At 43.4% G+C, this 17,813-nt stretch carries 10 protein-coding genes and 2 pseudogenes; 6 read left to right on the top strand and 6 right to left on the bottom strand.

The window, feature by feature from the left end; translation table 11 throughout:
• Window positions 1-29: 29 nt before the first annotated feature.
• Window positions 30-569, bottom strand: coding sequence for a UpxY family transcription antiterminator (locus C233_RS0106020; RefSeq protein ID WP_018666693.1), 540 nt, complete (start codon window positions 567-569; stop codon window positions 30-32).
• A 1,179-nt stretch (window positions 570-1,748) separates the two neighbouring features.
• Between C233_RS0106020 and C233_RS25140 the strand changes: the two genes are divergently transcribed.
• Entirely contained in the window at window positions 1,749-3,806 is a 2,058-nt protein-coding gene (locus C233_RS25140) for a TonB family protein (protein WP_425248233.1), read from the top strand.
• Complete coding sequence (locus C233_RS0106035) at window positions 3,803-4,351, top strand: L,D-transpeptidase (RefSeq protein WP_025068726.1); 549 nt, start codon at window positions 3,803-3,805, stop codon at window positions 4,349-4,351. The genes C233_RS25140 and C233_RS0106035 overlap by 4 nt, the downstream gene beginning before the upstream one ends.
• Before the next feature lie 148 nt (window positions 4,352-4,499).
• On the opposite strand, the pseudogene C233_RS0106040 reads toward C233_RS0106035, so the two are convergent.
• Window positions 4,500-5,059: pseudogene (locus tag C233_RS0106040) on the bottom strand (ATP-binding protein).
• A gap of 250 nt (window positions 5,060-5,309) precedes the next feature.
• Between C233_RS0106040 and C233_RS23215 the strand changes: the two are divergent.
• The 3 genes and pseudogenes from C233_RS23215 (at window position 5,310) to C233_RS0106060 (ending at window position 10,539) form a co-directional block, all read left to right on the top strand.
• Window positions 5,310-7,315 (top strand): annotated as a pseudogene (locus C233_RS23215) (WG repeat-containing protein).
• A 682-nt stretch (window positions 7,316-7,997) separates the two neighbouring features.
• Window positions 7,998-9,239: an OmpA family protein gene (locus tag C233_RS0106055; RefSeq protein WP_241217470.1), complete on the top strand. Its 1,242-nt coding sequence runs from the start codon at window positions 7,998-8,000 to the stop codon at window positions 9,237-9,239.
• Window positions 9,240-9,282: 43 nt separating this feature from the next.
• The gene (locus C233_RS0106060; protein ID WP_128081904.1) at window positions 9,283-10,539 is read left to right on the top strand and encodes a hypothetical protein; all 1,257 of its coding nucleotides are present in this window, start codon (window positions 9,283-9,285) and stop codon (window positions 10,537-10,539) included.
• A 1,390-nt stretch (window positions 10,540-11,929) separates the two neighbouring features.
• Here the strand turns inward: C233_RS0106060 and C233_RS0106070 are convergent.
• The 4 genes from C233_RS0106070 to C233_RS0106090 form a co-directional block, all read right to left on the bottom strand.
• Window positions 11,930-12,322, bottom strand: a complete 393-nt coding sequence (locus tag C233_RS0106070) for a hypothetical protein (RefSeq protein ID WP_018666700.1) — start codon at window positions 12,320-12,322, stop codon at window positions 11,930-11,932.
• Between the two features lie 32 nt (window positions 12,323-12,354).
• The gene (locus C233_RS0106075; RefSeq protein ID WP_025068730.1) at window positions 12,355-12,915 is read right to left on the bottom strand and encodes a sigma-70 RNA polymerase sigma factor region 4 domain-containing protein; all 561 of its coding nucleotides are present in this window, start codon (window positions 12,913-12,915) and stop codon (window positions 12,355-12,357) included.
• Between the two features lie 499 nt (window positions 12,916-13,414).
• Window positions 13,415-15,121 carry a phosphoethanolamine transferase family protein gene (locus tag C233_RS0106085; RefSeq protein ID WP_018666702.1) on the bottom strand — a complete coding sequence of 569 codons (1,707 nt, stop codon included), beginning with the start codon at window positions 15,119-15,121 and terminating at the stop codon, window positions 13,415-13,417.
• Window positions 15,108-16,301 carry a BamA/TamA family outer membrane protein gene (locus C233_RS0106090; protein WP_025068731.1) on the bottom strand — a complete coding sequence of 398 codons (1,194 nt, stop codon included), beginning with the start codon at window positions 16,299-16,301 and terminating at the stop codon, window positions 15,108-15,110. Before C233_RS0106090 ends, C233_RS0106085 begins: the two co-directional genes overlap by 14 nt.
• A gap of 194 nt (window positions 16,302-16,495) precedes the next feature.
• On the opposite strand from C233_RS0106090, the gene C233_RS0106095 reads away from it, so the two are divergent.
• Complete coding sequence (locus tag C233_RS0106095) at window positions 16,496-17,782, top strand: NAD(P)/FAD-dependent oxidoreductase (protein WP_018666704.1); 1,287 nt, start codon at window positions 16,496-16,498, stop codon at window positions 17,780-17,782.
• Window positions 17,783-17,813: the final 31 nt, after the last annotated feature.

Raw genomic sequence — 17,813 nt, forward strand, 5'->3', positions numbered from 1 at the left:
GACGTTAAAAATTAGTTTATACTACCTACTTATGGGTTGATTACTTCTATCAGGTCCGGATGGATGGTAGCCATGGCAACGGCTATGACACCCTGAATTTCGATGACAACACGACGGTCGCGCGCTCCTTTCACCTTCACAAAGACGCCTTCCTGTCCTTCGAAGTCGCCGCCTGTGATGCGCACCTTGGTGCCTTTGGACAGGTTCAACTCTTCGGGTTGAAAATAGAGGAGTTGGTCACTGTAAGTACCCACTACGGCAATGAAACGCCGCATCTGGACATCGGGAACAATAATCTTCTGCCCGCTACGGGTATCGGTGATGTACTGCAAATAAGTAACTTTCGACTTTACACGTTTCAAATCCGAAGGACAGGCATGGACAAAAATCAGATTGTGGATGACAGGAACCAGCATGCGGACTTTCTTACCCCGCTTGACCGTCACCTTATATTGCATGGGAACGAAGCAGTCCAACTGTTCCTTCTCAAGCAAGCGTACAGCGTCCGGCTCCCTGCGGTATGTGGCACGCATGGCATACCATAATTCGGTTTCTTTCGCTGTTTCCATCTATATGCCGGTTCGGAAAAGAATATTCTCCTGGGGCTTTGAAATCCTTGTATACACTTGAATTTCAATCATTTGCAGACACCTTATACAGAATACGGCAAGTTTTGTGCCCCTCTTGCCTATGTTTTTTCCGTAGTTGTACACTATTAAACTGATAAACTACTGTAAACAAACGTGTTATAACAGAAAAGCGTTTTTTAGACGTTCGTTTAATGTGCACAAAGATACATGCTATTTTTGATATGTGCAAAATGTTCGATAAAAATATGTTCTATCATACTCGTAAATACTTGTGTATTAAATGACTATCTCTATTTATAGAACTGGTTATCACCCTTGTTTTTGTCTAAAATCGTCCGCTTCTTACATGAATTATCTTGACGTTTTTTAAACGAACGTTTAAAAAACACTTTTCTTCACTATATATAAGCCTTTGATTTTCCGGAACTTACTGCAATAATTTTCAAAGCAATATCCGGAAGCATGCACAGGGCTATTTCATTCAGACTTTATGCTTATTTTTCAGATGCAGATTTCTTTTTTTCCTTTTCCCTGTCATTAGCTTCGCTCAAAACATCTTCTTATTTTTATACTAAAGTATAATCAAAGGGGAGGAGATGCTTCACTGCGCTCTGAATGACAAGGGCGGAAAAGAAATCTGCGTCATCAGCGTCTGAAAAATGTAATTCATCACTTATCACTATATGGCATACAGAGGGGAAGAGATACTTCACTGCGTTCTGAATGACATAAATTTCTCACCAGGTATGGACTTACGCGGAATTTACGGAAAAGGTAAAAATAAATCTGCGTCTGAGAATAAAAGAATCGCTTAAATGAAAGTGCCGTGTTCACGAAGTAAAAAAAACTGTCTTTTATAAGTGATTTATGCCTTTTTATTGTTATTTTTGTGTTCGGATTGAGGTAACTCTATCCAAGACATGTGAAAAAAAATAATAAGAAGCGTTATGCTGTTCTTGTGATTTGGAAACGTAGGAAACTTTCAAATTTAGCACAAAGAAGGCATAGTGGTTCTCACGCTATAGCGTGGGCTGCTATTACCATATCCGTGCTAAAGGTTTCCTACGACCTCCAAATCAGAATGTGGTAGCATTGCAGTTCCACGCTTCGTGTTTTTATAAACTCATCTTGGAGCTGGGATGATAAAGTTTTAAACTCATGGCACTGATAAATTGTAGTGAATGCGGAAACCAGATGTCCGACAAAGCTCAAAGTTGTCCAAAATGTGGTGCGCCCAATCCCAATGCATCTATGCGGATTCCGATGGGATTTTCCTTTAATCCATGCGCTTGGCATAGCGATGCACCTGCTGTATCGTCTTGCGTTACTTGTGGAAAAGCGATGTGTAAAAAATGTGTAGATTCAGCACCTTTTACATTAGACAATAAGCCGCAATGTAATGAATGTAGTTTGCAGATGTTAGCAGAGAACATAGCGGCCAATAAAAAAACGAAAGTCTGGTCTATTGTCAAACTTATATTCCTGTTGTTTTTCATGTCTATCGGACTTATGATGTATTTGTCAAATCCAAATGACATCATGAATGCGTGGATTTATGCAGGTCTTGGCGGACTTCCCTCGGCATTGAAAACCTTTGTGACCCGTTCAGCAGAAGAAAAATGGGCAGATGAAGCCATGTCCCGTGTAAATCCGAGTGAAGGATGTTTCCAACAAATGGTTGCTTTCATCATCAAAATAATCTTTGCTTTTGTTTTCGCTCCGGTTGCTGCCATTTGGTTTACGATAAAGAACAGTATCGCTATCGCAAAATCCAGTCGTGCTATCAAGGCAGACCAAGAAGATTACGATACGATTCAGTCACGTATGCAAGAAATGGAACATCCTAACGAAGAACTTGCCACATATATCGGACAAGAGCCACAAATGGCAAGTCAGACTTCTGCCTATGCTCCAGTTCTACCGGAAATTCCAGTACAACAAGTCAGCCCTGATCAGATATCAACTGATGTAATACATGCACAACCCGCCCACACTTCTCAAACTCCCCCAGTTACATCGTCTTATCAAACACCGACATCACCAAAACGAAACAATGCTTTGGTTATTGGTATTGCTATAGGTGCGTTAGCACTTGTCGGGCTTATAGCCGGATATTTTATATGTTATGTTCCATATGCCAAAGACAGAGATGCGCTGCGCACCTACGTAGTTGCCAATAATGTATTTCTACGTTCGTCAAAAGTGGCGGGTGTAGAATATAATGTTTTGTCGAAAGTTCCTTACGGTTCCGAACTGATTACTTATTCAAAAGATTCGGAATGGGCAGAAATCAAGGTAAATGGTGTGGAAGGGTTTGTTGCCTCTCCATATTTGCTTGAATGGAATGATTTCAAATTGCTTAATGATGTATGGGGTAGCGCGGACACGAAGGAGTATATCGAATCTTCCAAATGCCGCCTTGCAATACTCGACTACTGTAAACGCAATCTGTTTACTACAGGGAATGATGGTTGGCAGCTTTACACATTGCAGAAGAATGTAAAGCCGAACAATGTTTTGTATCCTCGTTTAAACAACGGTTACGATAAGTTTACCGAATTTGCTTTTATCCTTAAAAACAACGCCACGCAAGAACGACGGTTCGCCCTCTATTCTTTCGATGAAGAAACCGAAAAACCCATATTCCTATATGAGGAAAGTGCACCGGCAGAAGGCGAGATTAAGAATGTGAGATACATCAATAGGAAAAATCAATATTATGTGACTTATACGGGAGGCAATATCATTTCCGCCACGAAGGAAACAAGTGTCCGGAGTAAAGTCAAAGAGCTAGCTCCTCCACCGCCGGAACAAGAAATATCGACGATAAAATATGTTCCTCCCGTCATAACAACCGAAGAGGTAAAGGTAGATAAAAAAGAGAACATTGCGGACAACACCATTTATGAAACGGTGGAACAAATGCCAGAATTTCCTAATGGCGGAACAACCGGTCTGATGAATTTTATCGGCAAGAACTTAAGATACCCCACCTATTGCAAAGAGGAAGGCATACAGGGTAGAGTGATTGTGGTATTTGTGGTAAACAAAGACGGCAGCACAAGCGATTTTAAAGTTGTATGGAGCGCGAATAAACATTTGGACAAAGAAGCGTTACGGGTATTGAGCGGTATGCCCAAATGGAAACCCGGAAAACAAAACGGAGTGCCCGTAAGAGTCAAGTGCACTATTCCCATCAATTTTAAACTTTCATGAAAACTGCGTTAAGAATATTTTTACTATTGGTATGTTGCTTCTGTACATGGTTGGTATGTAGTTATCACCATCAACAGATTATCTCTAAAATTGAAAATGCCAACATCATAGTCATCTCCAAGCAGGACATGCAACTAAATCTGATTTCCTACAAAGGAGATACATTGTTTTGCGCTCCTATTGCAGTAGGAAAGGCTTACGGGAACAAACAAAAGCAAGGAGATATGCGTACTCCGGAAGGAGTTTTTAAAATTGTTGATATTCAAAATGCCTCTGAATGGACGCATGATTTTCACGACGGTAAAGGGGAAATAAAGGGAGCATACGGAAAACACTTCATACGCTTGAAAGTACCCGGACATAAGGGAATAGGCATTCACGGAACACATGCCCCTGAAAGTATCGGAAGTAGAGCAACAGAAGGATGTATTCGGTTAAATAACGACGATTTGGAGCGGCTGGTAACTTTAATATATCCCCCGCTAACAGTTGTTATTACTCCGTCCGTAATGGATGAAAGCCAAAACTTGAAAAATCAGGAATAAGACATACTTAAAAATTATTCTCTGTAAACAAAAAACATCGGGGAAACTTGAAATCATCCCGATGTTTTTTGTTTACTTGTTGAAAATCTCCATTTTAATAGCTTACGGTCGTTGCTGTTTCCCTCCAATACTTTCATCTGTTGAATGGCTATCTGATTGAGCTTAACCAACCCAGCGGGTCGAAGTTCTCCATATTGCATACCGTGATACAGTTGTCGAAACGGTCGCGGACAACCTCATACTCCACTTCCTTCCAACCGCGCAACGACTTCTCCACCAGTACTTGCGGGGAGAAAGAAAAGCCTCCTCTACCAGCACATTCAACTCTTCCTCGTTGTCGCAGAAACCGGAACCCAGTCCGCCGAGCGCATAGGCGGTGCGTACAATGACCGGATAACCCAACTCCGCGGCGGTACGACGGGCATCCGCAGCATTCTCCACCGCCTCGCTCCGGATAGTCTTTACATCGATTTCGTTCAGCTTCCGCACGAATATCTCACGGTCTTCCGTATCGATGATAGCCTGCACGGGAGTACCGAGCATTTTTACTCCGTATTTCTCAAAAACTCCCTCCTTATAGAGCGCCACACCGCAGTTCAGCGCCGTCTGCCCGCCGAAAGCGAGCATGACACCGTCGGGACGCTCTTTCTCGATAACCTTCTCTACGAAATAAGGGGTAACGGCTAGAAAGTAAATCTGAAAAGACATTTTTGTACCAAAAAAGTAAAACAAATCACCTTTTTAGATGCAAATAATAGTATATGCGTAAAGATGAGTGAATTTGAGCATTTTCACTGAATGTCAGTTGATTTGGCTTTGATTGGCACAAAATGGCATAAGAGTAGAAAAACGGTTTTAGGCAGCTTACAGCAGAAGATGCTTTTCCAAACCATTACCTGTAATCAATCAGATTATTTCTTTTTTCCTATTTTTGTAATATCACAAAATGTATTGCGTCATGAAAAGATTATTCGTCCTCATACTTTTATTTGCAACTATTTGCTTTATCCAAGCACAAGAAAATATAGTTGAAGATACTCTTGTCTTATTGGAAAACAAGATTTGGCAAGCACAGTTACCTGATGGAAAACAGTATTCATCGGAAATGGAATTTCGCGATGCTATTTGGACATCCACATTCCTATACAACGGGCAAGTAAAGACTCTTGAAACCTCTTACGAGATATGCGGTGACACTATCAAAACGTATGACCGCAAACAATATAAAATCCTCGAGCTTTCCGACAGCACATTGGTTATTCAGTATTTGCCGGAAAGACTGGCAATAGGCGTTGGAGCAGTAAAGTATATCAATACCATTAACTCCCCCGTAAAGATGCAAGAAAATGAAGACCGCCTGGACAGCATTTGGCGGAAAGAAGATATATATAGTAAAGGGCTTTCTTTCATAGAGCAAGGTATAGATACGACTGGTATAGAAGCCCCTCAATGGGCTAAATGGAATGATTTGGAAGATTATTTCACTGCCCGAATGGAATATCCGGTACATCTCTTGGAAAAGAATCAAGCCGGATACTCCATAGTCATGTTCTCCCTCGATACTTTGGGACTGCCACGAGGTGTCAATATCTTGACAACCAAACATAAGGACTTCGACAAGGAAGTAATAAGGCTGGTTAGGGAACTTCCCCATTGCCTGCCATGTCGGGATAAGGAAGGCAAACGGATGGAATGCCTATACACTGTATATGTGCCCTTTCTGCCGCAACATTACAGAAATAGAGTAAAAGCGGACAGCATTCGGGAAGAAGAATTGAAACATAGCTTCGTGACATGGGAATCTCCATCGCGTTTCCGAGATGGCAGTCCGTTTGCCGTAACCGATTATATCAACGAGCGGCTTACATATAACCCGAAACTACTGGGTGACCAAAAACAAATCAGAGGAATCTATAGGATACGAATCAATTCGTATGGAGAAGTGACGGAGGCTGAAATTTTCCGGAGTTGCGGCATTCCTGCATGGGACGCTCAGGTAATGGACATTATCAAAGGTATGCCCCGGTGGATTCCGGAAGTCAGTTATTATGGGAAAGGAAGATACCGAAGCTCGGTTTGGACTGTTCCTGTTATGTTAAAAAATGACAGTTTGATAACTCAACATAAATCTCCCAATGAAGTTCATGATTACAATTGGCTCATAAAAACTTTGAGCAAATCATGTAAATACCCAGTAAGATTACAGAAAAAGGAACAAGAGGGAATACTTCGTGTGGCATACGAGATAGACAGTAACGGATATATTATCAATCCTGCAATAATTTATTGCGACAATCAGAAGTTCAAGAAGACTGTATTGGATGCTTTCAAAGCAGTCATTGACCGCCCTACCATATTACAGACAGGAAGGGACACGCTTCTTTTTCAGTTCAAATTGGATACTCCGACAACTCCTGTGCATCCTCATGCAGATGTTTTAATATTTGGTTATTCAACTTGTGATGTTCCTGTTTTAATGCGATATGAGAAATTACTAATAGCACATACCAACGAAAAGCGGTTGGAAGTTGGTGCTCCCGTATGTTACTTGAACGAACGTGGAGATACCATTGTTCCGTATGGCAAATATAGGTTCTGTCAAACGGACACGATACAAAACATAGGTTTTGTATATGAAAATAAACCTGATGCAAAAATAGTTTGCATAGACGTGGAAGGGCGTAAGTTGTTTAATGTATTCAAATATGACAACGGAGTGGATTATGCCAGAGAAGTTTTTTTCGTATAATAGATGATAAAGGGCTAATAGGGTTTGCGGATACATTAGGTAATATAGTCATCAAAACTCAATTCAAATTTGCTTTTCCATTCGAGAACGGCAAAGCGAAGGTTACATTTTCCGGCAAAAATAAGGAAATTCCCGATTCTAATGGAGAAAAACACTATTGGGATAGTTCTGAGTGGTATTATATAAATAAAAACGGTAAAATAATTAATAAGTAGAGGTGTATGAAGAATCTGATTTATTTATTCGTCCTTTTGTCCGTTGGGTCGCTGAAATAGAATGAGGACATTGATTTTCCTCTTTCTCGGTCGTAAATAGAGAAGTACGAAAGCCGTGTGCGTATCCAACGGCTTCCCAATGCTGCCGTTATACATTCGGACGCTTACAAGATTCGTATCCGACAATCTGTTTACTCGCCCTTGACCCCAAAAATTACATTGGATGTAAAACTCAATATATATAAACCGGCTAGTAAGAACGAGATTACTGCCTTTTTCTTATCATGATACAAGAGTGGAAAGAAATATCGTACATAAAAATCCATCAAAATTTGCTGATTATTGAAAAAATATATTCCTTTGCAAATCTTATAGTTTTTCTTCCAAAAAAATGCTATAAGACAATAATGTACGAAGAGCGTTTTTAGTGATATTATTCTTGTTTCGAAAATCGCCAATTTTCACAACCATTCAAGAAGAATAGACAATAAAACGCTCACCTCTTTTGGTATATGCACATCCCCCAGGGAAAGGTATATCTAAAGGGCGTGGGTTGTCTATGCGTCGTTTGAATGGTGGGTGTTTGGCGATACCTCGAAACAAATGGTGCACTAAGATAGTTCCCACGCTTCTTTTTTATTATTTAAAATCCATCTGGGAATTATGGGCATTTTTTATTCAAATGGCAAATAAATATTTGGTGTTTATTGTGTTATGTTTCTGTTATACGATGGGGGCTGCACAACCTGTCGCCAGCAAGGCTGACAGAATCAGATTTGGTGTCAAAGGGGGAGTTCATTTTTCCAGCACGCATTATTCCAGTCTTGACCAATACGATGCGGGAGGGATAAGCAGCGGTTTGGGCGGATTTTTTGCCGAATTTGACTTGGGTGCAAAACGGCGTTTCACGCTTCGCCCGGAAATATTGTTTCTGCGTCGCGGTTCGGAGGTTAACGGAACGGATGTTTACGGTGAGGATTTCAACTATCGGCTGAAAGCCAAATATACGGATATCCGACTGCCGATCATCTATAATTTCAGCAATCCGGACAAGGTGAGTCCGTATGTCTATGTTGCTCCTGTTCTGAGTATTGCACGGGGCGGAAATATAGACTATACAACCTACATGATGGACGAGCCGGAACCGTGGCCCACCGTGGATGCCAGTACAGCTAACCTTTCCAAATTCGATTTTAGCGCTGCCGCTGGTATCGGTCTGCGGATTCCGGTACGAATAAACGAGTCCAAAAGATTACATCTGTCGTTGGAAGCCAACTACCAGTACGGATTTACCGATACATACGGCAGTAAGGAAAAAGACGGAAAGGCCATCGCCTTGAATCGCAATGTTTACAATATTACGGGGACCCGGAAAAATCGTGGATTTGAAATATCGGCTTCCGTATCCGTCCCTATGAGCATCTTCAAGAAGACAAAGAAAAAGGTTGTGGCGCCGACATATACCCCTGCTCCGGTATTGGAAAAAGAGCCAGAACCCATAGTGGAGAAAAAAGCGGAGGAAAAACCTTGCTATACTCTGGACGAAATCATGCAGTTGCTTGAAGACGGACAGCCTATTGTAGGAAAAACTATCTGTGCCATAGAGCAGATAAATTTTGCTTTCGGGAAAAGCGATATCGATAGGGAATCGTACGGGTATTTGGACAAAATCGTGGCATTGATGCAACAAAGCAATATCCGCATGGAAATCAAAGGACACACGGACAATGTAGGAAGTGAGAGTTTTAATCTTGAGTTGTCCAAAAAAAGAGCCATGGCCGTATATGCCTATCTGGTGAAGAAGGGAGTCAATGCGGACAGATTGTCATACAGTTATTATGGCATGGGCAAACCCATTACAAGCAACGACACGGAAGAAGGAAGAAAAGTGAACCGCCGTGTGGAGTTTGAAATATTAAACTAATGAAACTAAAACAATAGAACAAATATTTATGGAAATAAAAAATATGAGACGGATCAGATTATGCATGTTGCTGCTTTTCTGCACAGCCATGATATCAAGTTGTATTTCCGAGGGAGATGAGACCTATGTACTTGAGGAACCCACCCTCAAAGCCTCTCAAATGATTATAGGGAGCTGGAAGAAAACAGCGACGAAGATTATGGATGAGGAGGGAAACGAAATCAAGAACCCTGTGATAGATGAAGAAATGGAAAACATTCCCGACATCGCGTTCGGTGAAAATGGAAATTATACCGTAACCTACCCTGACGGCAATACAGATACGGGGTCATGGAATATCTCCGATGACGAGAGCCACATTTATTTCGGGGATATAAGTTGGGAGATTTATTCATTCGGAGAAAACAGGCTGGTCATTATCTACCAGTACTATTATGAGGGGGAATATTACTATATCATGTACATCTTTGACAGGACATCTTATCCGGAAGAAAAGCCCGGGGACGGTGAAATCCCCGAAATCGGAGATATATCCGACAATAACCCGTATAAACCTTGGGAGGGACGCTTGGTATCAAAAATTACATTGACACGCCGTTATACCAGGGACAATACAACAAGCAAGACTGTTTATCTGTTCCAGTATGATAAGAAGTCCCGTATCATAGAATATACGGAGCAGAATTATAATATGGTAAACAATACTGTGGCAAATTCGGACAAGTTCAATTTCATTTATGATGACAGCAAGGTCTACCTGTATCATAACGGTGAACTGATGAATACCGGCATTATCGGCAAGAACGGTTATCTGAGCACACTGTATGAAGGTAACTCCACAGAGGTAAACAGTACATTTACATACGATTCCGACGGATATGTCACTTACTTGAAAACAGGCAATCAAGAATGGACTCCTTCTTACGGCAGAAGTTCCTGGGTAGGACAAAAGAATATGACTTCTCCCCAAAAGGACGGTGATCAGTTAAGTTATGGGACAGATGCCATGAATAATGTTTCCGTTGATTTCAATGGGTTAATGACAACTTGTTATCAATGGGAATGGTTCATGCATTATGACTTTTCCGGGGTTGTTTTAGGGTTGTTCAATTTTTATGGAAAGCGAACCTTTGAAGTAGCAAGTAAGGTTGTAAGAGGTACATACTGGACGGATCAGATGACAGACTGGAGGACAATCAATGATCCGGATAGTAATTACATTCCTACCCTTTATCAGATTACGAGGACCGGGTTGAATAATCCGTTCGTCGCAACATACGAAATAGAATATTATCAATGAGTGGAAAGAGGAAGCGGCTTTGAAAAAGCATAGTTCCTTTTGCCCGCAACCTTCGATGAAAAGAGGTATCAAAACCCAATTTTAGAGAAAATGAACTTTTAATCTGGAACTCGATACCCTTTATAAGTAATAAAAAGAACTGTATCAACTCTACTTTCAGAGTAACGATACGGTTCTTTTGTGTTTATTAGCACAACACTCAGAGCTGCCTGTCTGATTGTTTCCGCAACAGTATATCCCACAGGAGCTTCACAGAGAATGGTGACTTGATATTATAGTTCTTGCATTTGTAGATTTCTGCATGCAAGATATACGAAGAAATTCAGAAAAAAGAATCAGCAACTTTCTTTTTTCTAAGAATTCAGTTCAAGAGGCCGTATCAGTAATCAATTCCCGCCAATACAATCTCCTCACAATTTATCGTGGGCACTTCCCTTGCCAACAGTTTTCGGCATATTTCGATTAAATCTGACACAAAAGTGTTTTTGCAGACTATTTTAATCCTGTATTATCTTCTTGTTATATTATTTCTTGGACTAAACAGATTGGCTATTTTCCGACTTTGGAGGAAAATTCCCCGACCGTGAGGGAGGGCAAGTTGGTTTCGGTCGGACAAAAATATTTTTGTCGGACTGAAACACAACTTGCTATTACCTTTGTGGTAATAAGAGCCAGTTCTCCATTTCATGTCGAACAGTCTCATCGCAACCTGTTGGTTATGGTTTTGATAGAATTGATATATTATAAGCGGCTACGGGGTGAACAGAACAACTTGTCAGGTTCATGGTCTATCACAACATTTGTCCCTGTATTCGGCTTAGAAAGTGTACTATATAACGAGCGATTGCGTGACTTATGGCGACGAATAATGCCATGTGGTGACAGCCCGGCTTAAAAAAGGCCATGGAATAGGGCAATTTCCCTACTTTTAGCCATCGGATAATGACGTTTCATCCCGTCAGGATGCTGTGATAGCTCACTTTTAGCGGAATGACATATCCTTATGTTTTTATGTTAAGGAAATAATGTGTCGGCATGTCAAGAGAAGAACCGGATAATATGATGACAGAAAAAAGGTTTATTGCCACCAGAGCGGATGGTGGCAGGGTATCGGTGGACTACAGTTATGGCATGTTATTCTGTTGCCCGGTTCCGATGTTGTTACCTTATCCCCCGAACAGCGGATTGCTTCCAGACCCCAAGGCAATATGCAATCGCTGTAACAACCGGGCGAGGTATTCGGATAAAGGTATGTTATTGGAAAGAAAGGGTAACGGGGTATATATATATAATCCATTGCAGGTAACTTCTGAATATTCTCCCATAAAAAAGGATATCCGGTCGGTTTTGTCTTCGGATATCCCTTGTGCATTCAGTTCTTTCGTCTGTATTATCTGAGAATCGGATTGGAAAGCAATATCTTGTAATAAACCACCCCGCCAGCCTCCATCGGTGTCTTCGCTATCATGAACTGTACGCTTTTTCTGTCCACCTTTGCCTGCCGCATGAGCCTTTGCACGATAAATCCTGCTGAGAACCTTGCGCATCTTCTGTCCTTCCATACGATGAACCCTCCGTTGTCGTCATCCCGGCAGATGTACCAGTCGCCCGTTTCGTCATCGTGTGCGAAGTTCACCCTTCCACCGCCGAGAATCCCCAGCTCGATGGACATAGTCTTGGACAGGTATACGGTTCCCCTGCTGTCCATGTTAATGGTCCGCTTCCCGTTGTATATGACTTCCTGCGGACGCGAATTTTCCCTGTTATATACTATCAGTGCCATAATATTACTTTTATATCGGTTAAAACAATCCTTCAATACATGAAATTCTCTACTGCCAGCATCTGGCTTCTCCAGACGAAACTGTTGTGGGTACGTACCGCCTCCATAATCCTGCATACTTTCTGTGATATGGCTGATGCCGATATGCCCATGTATTCCGCCAGCGCCTTGAGGGGGAATTGCGCCTCGTAGAACCTGAGCATGAACATCCGGTATTCCTCGTATGAGAACTTCTGGCGGATGAAGCGTAGAATATCCTTTACCAGTCTTTCACAGCCGTTCAGGTCGTCTTCTGAAATGAACTCGGCCTCTTTCCCGCATCTGAGGAAGAAGTCGTCTTCGGGATGGGTGTACCTGTTCTCCTTCCTGATTTTCACCAGTGCCGCCTTCCTGTAGCATCCGATGAAGTACGCTTCATAGTCCGCAATCTCTTTTCCCGGTGACATTACCTGTTTCCTTACAAAAAGATAGGTGTCGTGGAAATTGTCTTCGTCCAGCATACCATATTTCCGTAGAGAGATTCTCAGTTTGTTGTAGGATTTTGTGAACCATTCATTGAAGAGTCTTTCCTTTTCTGTGCTTTTGTCTGCCATATCCATATATTTTTTTGAGTTATACATCGCCTACGCGGGTAGGCATTCTTATTTCTTGTGCTTTTTTTCAGTTTGTTTTTCGGCGGTTTCCGACAAGGCTTGCACGTGAAAAAATACGCTCACGCTCCTGCGTGAGGAAGATTTTTTCACGTGCAACCAGCCCGCAGGGCTGCCTTGCGGAACCGGCCTGAAAAACAACTATTTTTGCTGCAAGAAATGAGGATGACAACAGGAAGGCTTATCCTTGTGATTTATCTGATTCCCTTTGTTTATATTTTTTGTCACTTGTTATTTGGCTAATTGGAAAAAATAGCTTATCTTTGGACTCGTTAAGCGAAACAAATAGTTGCAGGACTATGAAATAAGATAAGTTCTTAAACATGGGACTTTTATTGAAATACACTCGCAAATCGTTGATTATTAACTGAAATGAAATATAGTTCGACACCCTGAGGGTGTACTAAAAAAGGAACAACTCACGTTGTTCCTTTTTTAGTATTTACCGGTATGATATTCCTTTCTTTTGCAGCATCTCGAAATCTTCTTCGCGCATTCCTATATCGTCCAGCGGGCGGGCTTCGTTGTGGTCGTTAAGATATACCCTGGGCTTTTCGGTAAACAGGATGCTCGTAACGGACAATGAATCGTTCCGGTACGGTGTTTCCACTCCTCCTAATTCCAGCATGGTGTGGAAGAAAGACGCGCTGGACGAGATGTTCTTCTGCCTGTTGCTTTCGGCATTCTGCATAAGAGCCGGATAGTTGCGCCGGTAGCTGTCGGACATCCATATCAGGAAAGGCACGTGTATCTGGTAATACGACGGAACGGGCGATGCGTGCAGGAAAAGATGACGGTCGTCATCGAAAATATCCTCTCCGTGATCGGAGGTATAAAGCATTGCCGCATCTGCGTCTTGTTCTTGCAGCATTCGGATGAGACGTGTCAGGAAGCCGTCCGTATAGCGTATGGAATTATCGTAGGCGTTTATCAGGTTATCCTTATATTTCACTTCGGCATCCACCGGAAAGTCTGGCAGAAAGAAGGCATCTTCCGAAGGATAACGTTCCCGGTAGTTGAAATGCGAGCCGTAGGTGTGGAGTACGATAAACTGCTTGGTAGCACCTTTCGCCAGTTCGCCAGCCACCGACTTCAAAAGCTCGTCGTCGGAGGGGTTGTAGCCGGAGTCTCTTGTATCTTCTTTAATGAAATCGTATGTATCGGCTTCCTTTCCGAAGAAATCGATGAAAGAGTGGTTATAGCGCTGGTTGGAGAAAAAAGCCGTCCGGTAACCCGCTTCCTTGAATGCCGTGATAATCCCCTTCTGCCGGTAAATGGAATTGAAATCGTGTGCAGAAACCGGAGACATCAGCATCGGTACGCTTTTGTGCGTAGTGTTGGACTCCGTCAGTACGTGGCGGAAGGCCGTCAGCCCCTCTACCGCCGACAGGCCGGGGTTCGTTTCGCGGTCATAGCCGTAAATCGTCCAGTTGGCGGCACGGGATGTTTCGCCGATTACCATAACGTAGACTTCCTTATGCTCTTTCGGGCGGACGGCTTTTGCCTGGAAGGTGAAGTCTTTCGAAGTGCTTGCATAATTCTGCGTCTGTGCAGTGCGCTGAAAGGCGAGTGCGATGTTGTAACATACATTTGCCGGGTACAAATCCGATTTCAGTTCGTAGCGGAAATCGAGCAGGTACGCAGCTCCTAACGAAAGGATGCCGGCAGCGAGTGCTATCCGGGCGTGCTTGCGTTCCCGGAGGATAAAGGTTTCCGGTAACTTCCGTTTCTTGACGACAGATACCGTGGCCAGTACCAGTGCCGGAATATACAGCAGCACTACCATGATAATGGCGGGTATCAGGTTATCCAGCAACTCCAAAGCCTCGCTGGAATTGGTAGTCACCAGGTTAAGGAACATGTCTACTGCGATAATGGACTGGCCGAAAAGGTATAACAGTACAATCTGGAACGCCCCGAAGAAAAGGAACGGAAACAATATCCAGAAAGTCCTACCGCAGTTTTTCGACCAACTCATTATCGCATAATATACGGAGAAGGGCAGCAGTACATTACATACCTTTGCCACTGCCGGCATCGGCTCCGTAAAGCATAGTACGATATTGGGTACTATCAGAATTGCCAGGAACAGGTAAAAGAGGTTCTCCTGGTTTTCAAACCATTTCTTAATCTCTCTAAAAAGCTTCATTGATATTGAATATAAATCCGGTCTGGTGTTTGCCAAACCCTAAATCCAAACGTACGTTCACTCTCTTTTTAAACTCCCAGCGATAGCCTACGCCATAGTTCGGGAGGACACGCTTTATATCGAACCCGGAGAGTTTCGGGAAAACAGTCCCCGCTCCTACCCATACCGCCACTCCGTTCCGCTTCCATACATGCTGGCGAAGCTCTATCTGTACATCCATAGCACATTTGTCCCGGTAGCGCCCTTCGTAATAACCGCGCATGGAGTACGAACTGCCCAATGTAGCCAACAGCCCCCAGGGAGGATTGCCGTAGTTCAGCAAGGTATGGAACTGCCCTGCCAGTACGCCGCCTTTCCATACCGTATGGTAATACCTCGTATCCAGCTCCGTACTGCTGAAGGCATATTCGTTGCCTAAAAAGGCGGGGCTGAAACGCTGGTCTATTCTCAGGTAATATCCCCGGTATGCGTTCGTCAGGAAGTCGCGCGAGTCATAAAGCAGCGAGAAGCCCAGGCTAAGGTTCTTTGTACGCGCCTCCATGCCTTCCCACAGCTCCGGCTTCTCGAAATCGTGTCCATATACGTAATCGAAAACGACCATGGGACCTATATAGAAATTACGTGCCAGCCGGAACATGAAGTCCACTTTCATTTGTGCCTGAAAGCGGTCGTAGTCGCTTTCGTTGTCGTCATTGGCTCCGTTGTCATACCCTTTTCCCCAATATAAGCTCGGAAAGGAGTAGAAATACAGGTTGTAGTTCAAACGGTATCTGTCCTGGGGGAACAGGTGCGTTCCGCGTACCCCCAATAAGTAGAAGCCTACCGTAGAGACATCTCCATACAGCGAAACGTTGGAAGGCGGAAGAACCGTATCATTCCGGTCGGAACGGTAAAGCCCGGCCGCCACTAATCCCAGCCCCAGCTTGGTGTCACTGGAATAATGAGGCCCTCCGATAATGCTGAAGTCGAACTTTTTGTTCTTTTTTTCTTTATTGGCATCGTTGAAGTAGTCCAGGAATTTCTTGAAAAAGCTCCTTTTCGCAGGAACGGAATCGGAGGCTACGGCAGCATCCGTACCTGCCGGAATATCGGCCTCTGCCGAACGTGTCTGTGCATGGACAGTAGTTACAGTCATCAGCAGAATTAATGAGGATAGCCATCCTTTTAGTTTTGTGTTCATTCTCTGTCGGTAAGAAAACTTCAGGCAAAGTTAGTTGTAAATTATCCATGTTACAACAATGTTTCAAGGCTTTTTGTTTCCGTTTCTTCTTATTTAGTGTCTATAAATTCCTTTGGTCGTTTTAAGCCGGCCGCCGGCAGAACATTCTTACATTCCCTGCGTTCTTATATAATGAACAAAGAACAACTCGAAATATGAAAACAGCAATGGATATTCCCGATAAGGAGGGACGCAAACGACTGGTTATTGTGGGCGGAGGTTTCGGCGGGCTGAAACTGGCAAGAAAGCTGAAAGGCGACAAATTCCAGGTCGTTTTACTGGATAAGAACAATCACCATATCTTTCAGCCCCTGCTCTACCAGGTAGCTACGGCGGGTATCGAACCGAGCGCCGTATCCTTTCCCTACCGTAAAATCTTTAAGAAGAGGACTCATTTCCATATACGTATCTGTGAGGCGCAGCGTGTAATTCCGGAGAATAACCTGCTGGAAACCTCTATCGGTGTGCTGGCCTATGATTACCTGGTGATTGCTACCGGGTGCGACACGAATTATTTCGGCAATGACGGCATAGCCAGGCAAACAATGGCGTTGAAGAATACCTCGGAAGCCCTATACAACCGTAACCGGATTATAGACAGCTTCGAACAAGCCCAGAATACCGGAAACGAAGAAAGGCGCAGGCGCCTGATGACTTTTGCCATAGTAGGCGGCGGAGCCACGGGTATAGAACTGGCGGGCGCTTTGGCGGAGATGCGGAAGTTTGTCTTGCCGCAGGACTATCCCGACTTGAATATGGATGAAATGCGTATTATCCTGATAGACGGTTCTTCCCGGCTTCTATCGGCTTTCTCGGAAAAGTCCTCCCGGGAAGTGGCGGAATATCTGAAAAGCCGGAATGTGGAAATCAAGCTGGATGTACGTGTCGTTAATTACGGGAACAATAAGCTGGTGTTGAGCGACGGACAGGCAATCGACACCGAAAACGTATTCTGGGTAGCCGGTGTAAAGGCGAATAGCCTGCAAGGTTTCCCCTCCGAAGCATACGGAGCGGGAAACCGCTTGAAAGTGGACGGCTACAACCGTTTGCACGGATATTCCGACATCTTCGCTATCGGCGATACGGCACTGATGACTTCCGACGCTTTTCCTAAAGGACATCCCCAAGTGGTGCAACCCGCCATTCAGCAAGCGAAAAATCTAATAAAGAACTTACAGCGTATGGAACAAGGGCGGCCTTTATCTCCTTTTATATATCGCAATAAAGGCTCTATGGCCACTATCGGGCGCAATCATGCGGTGGTAGAACTGAAAAACCTGCGCTTCGGCGGTTTTCCGGCATGGGCGGTGTGGCTATTTATCCACCTTATGAGCATTGTAGGCGTAAAGAACCGTCTGTTCATATTTATGGACTGGATGTGGAGTTACTTTACATACGACCCGTCACTGCGGATTATCATCAAGCCGTTGAAACGGGAATAGGCATTTGCTCTACCTTTGAGGCAGGGCAGTA

Origin of the sequence: Bacteroides gallinarum DSM 18171 = JCM 13658, assembly GCF_000374365.1 — a bacterium.
GTDB lineage: Bacteria > Bacteroidota > Bacteroidia > Bacteroidales > Bacteroidaceae > Bacteroides > Bacteroides gallinarum.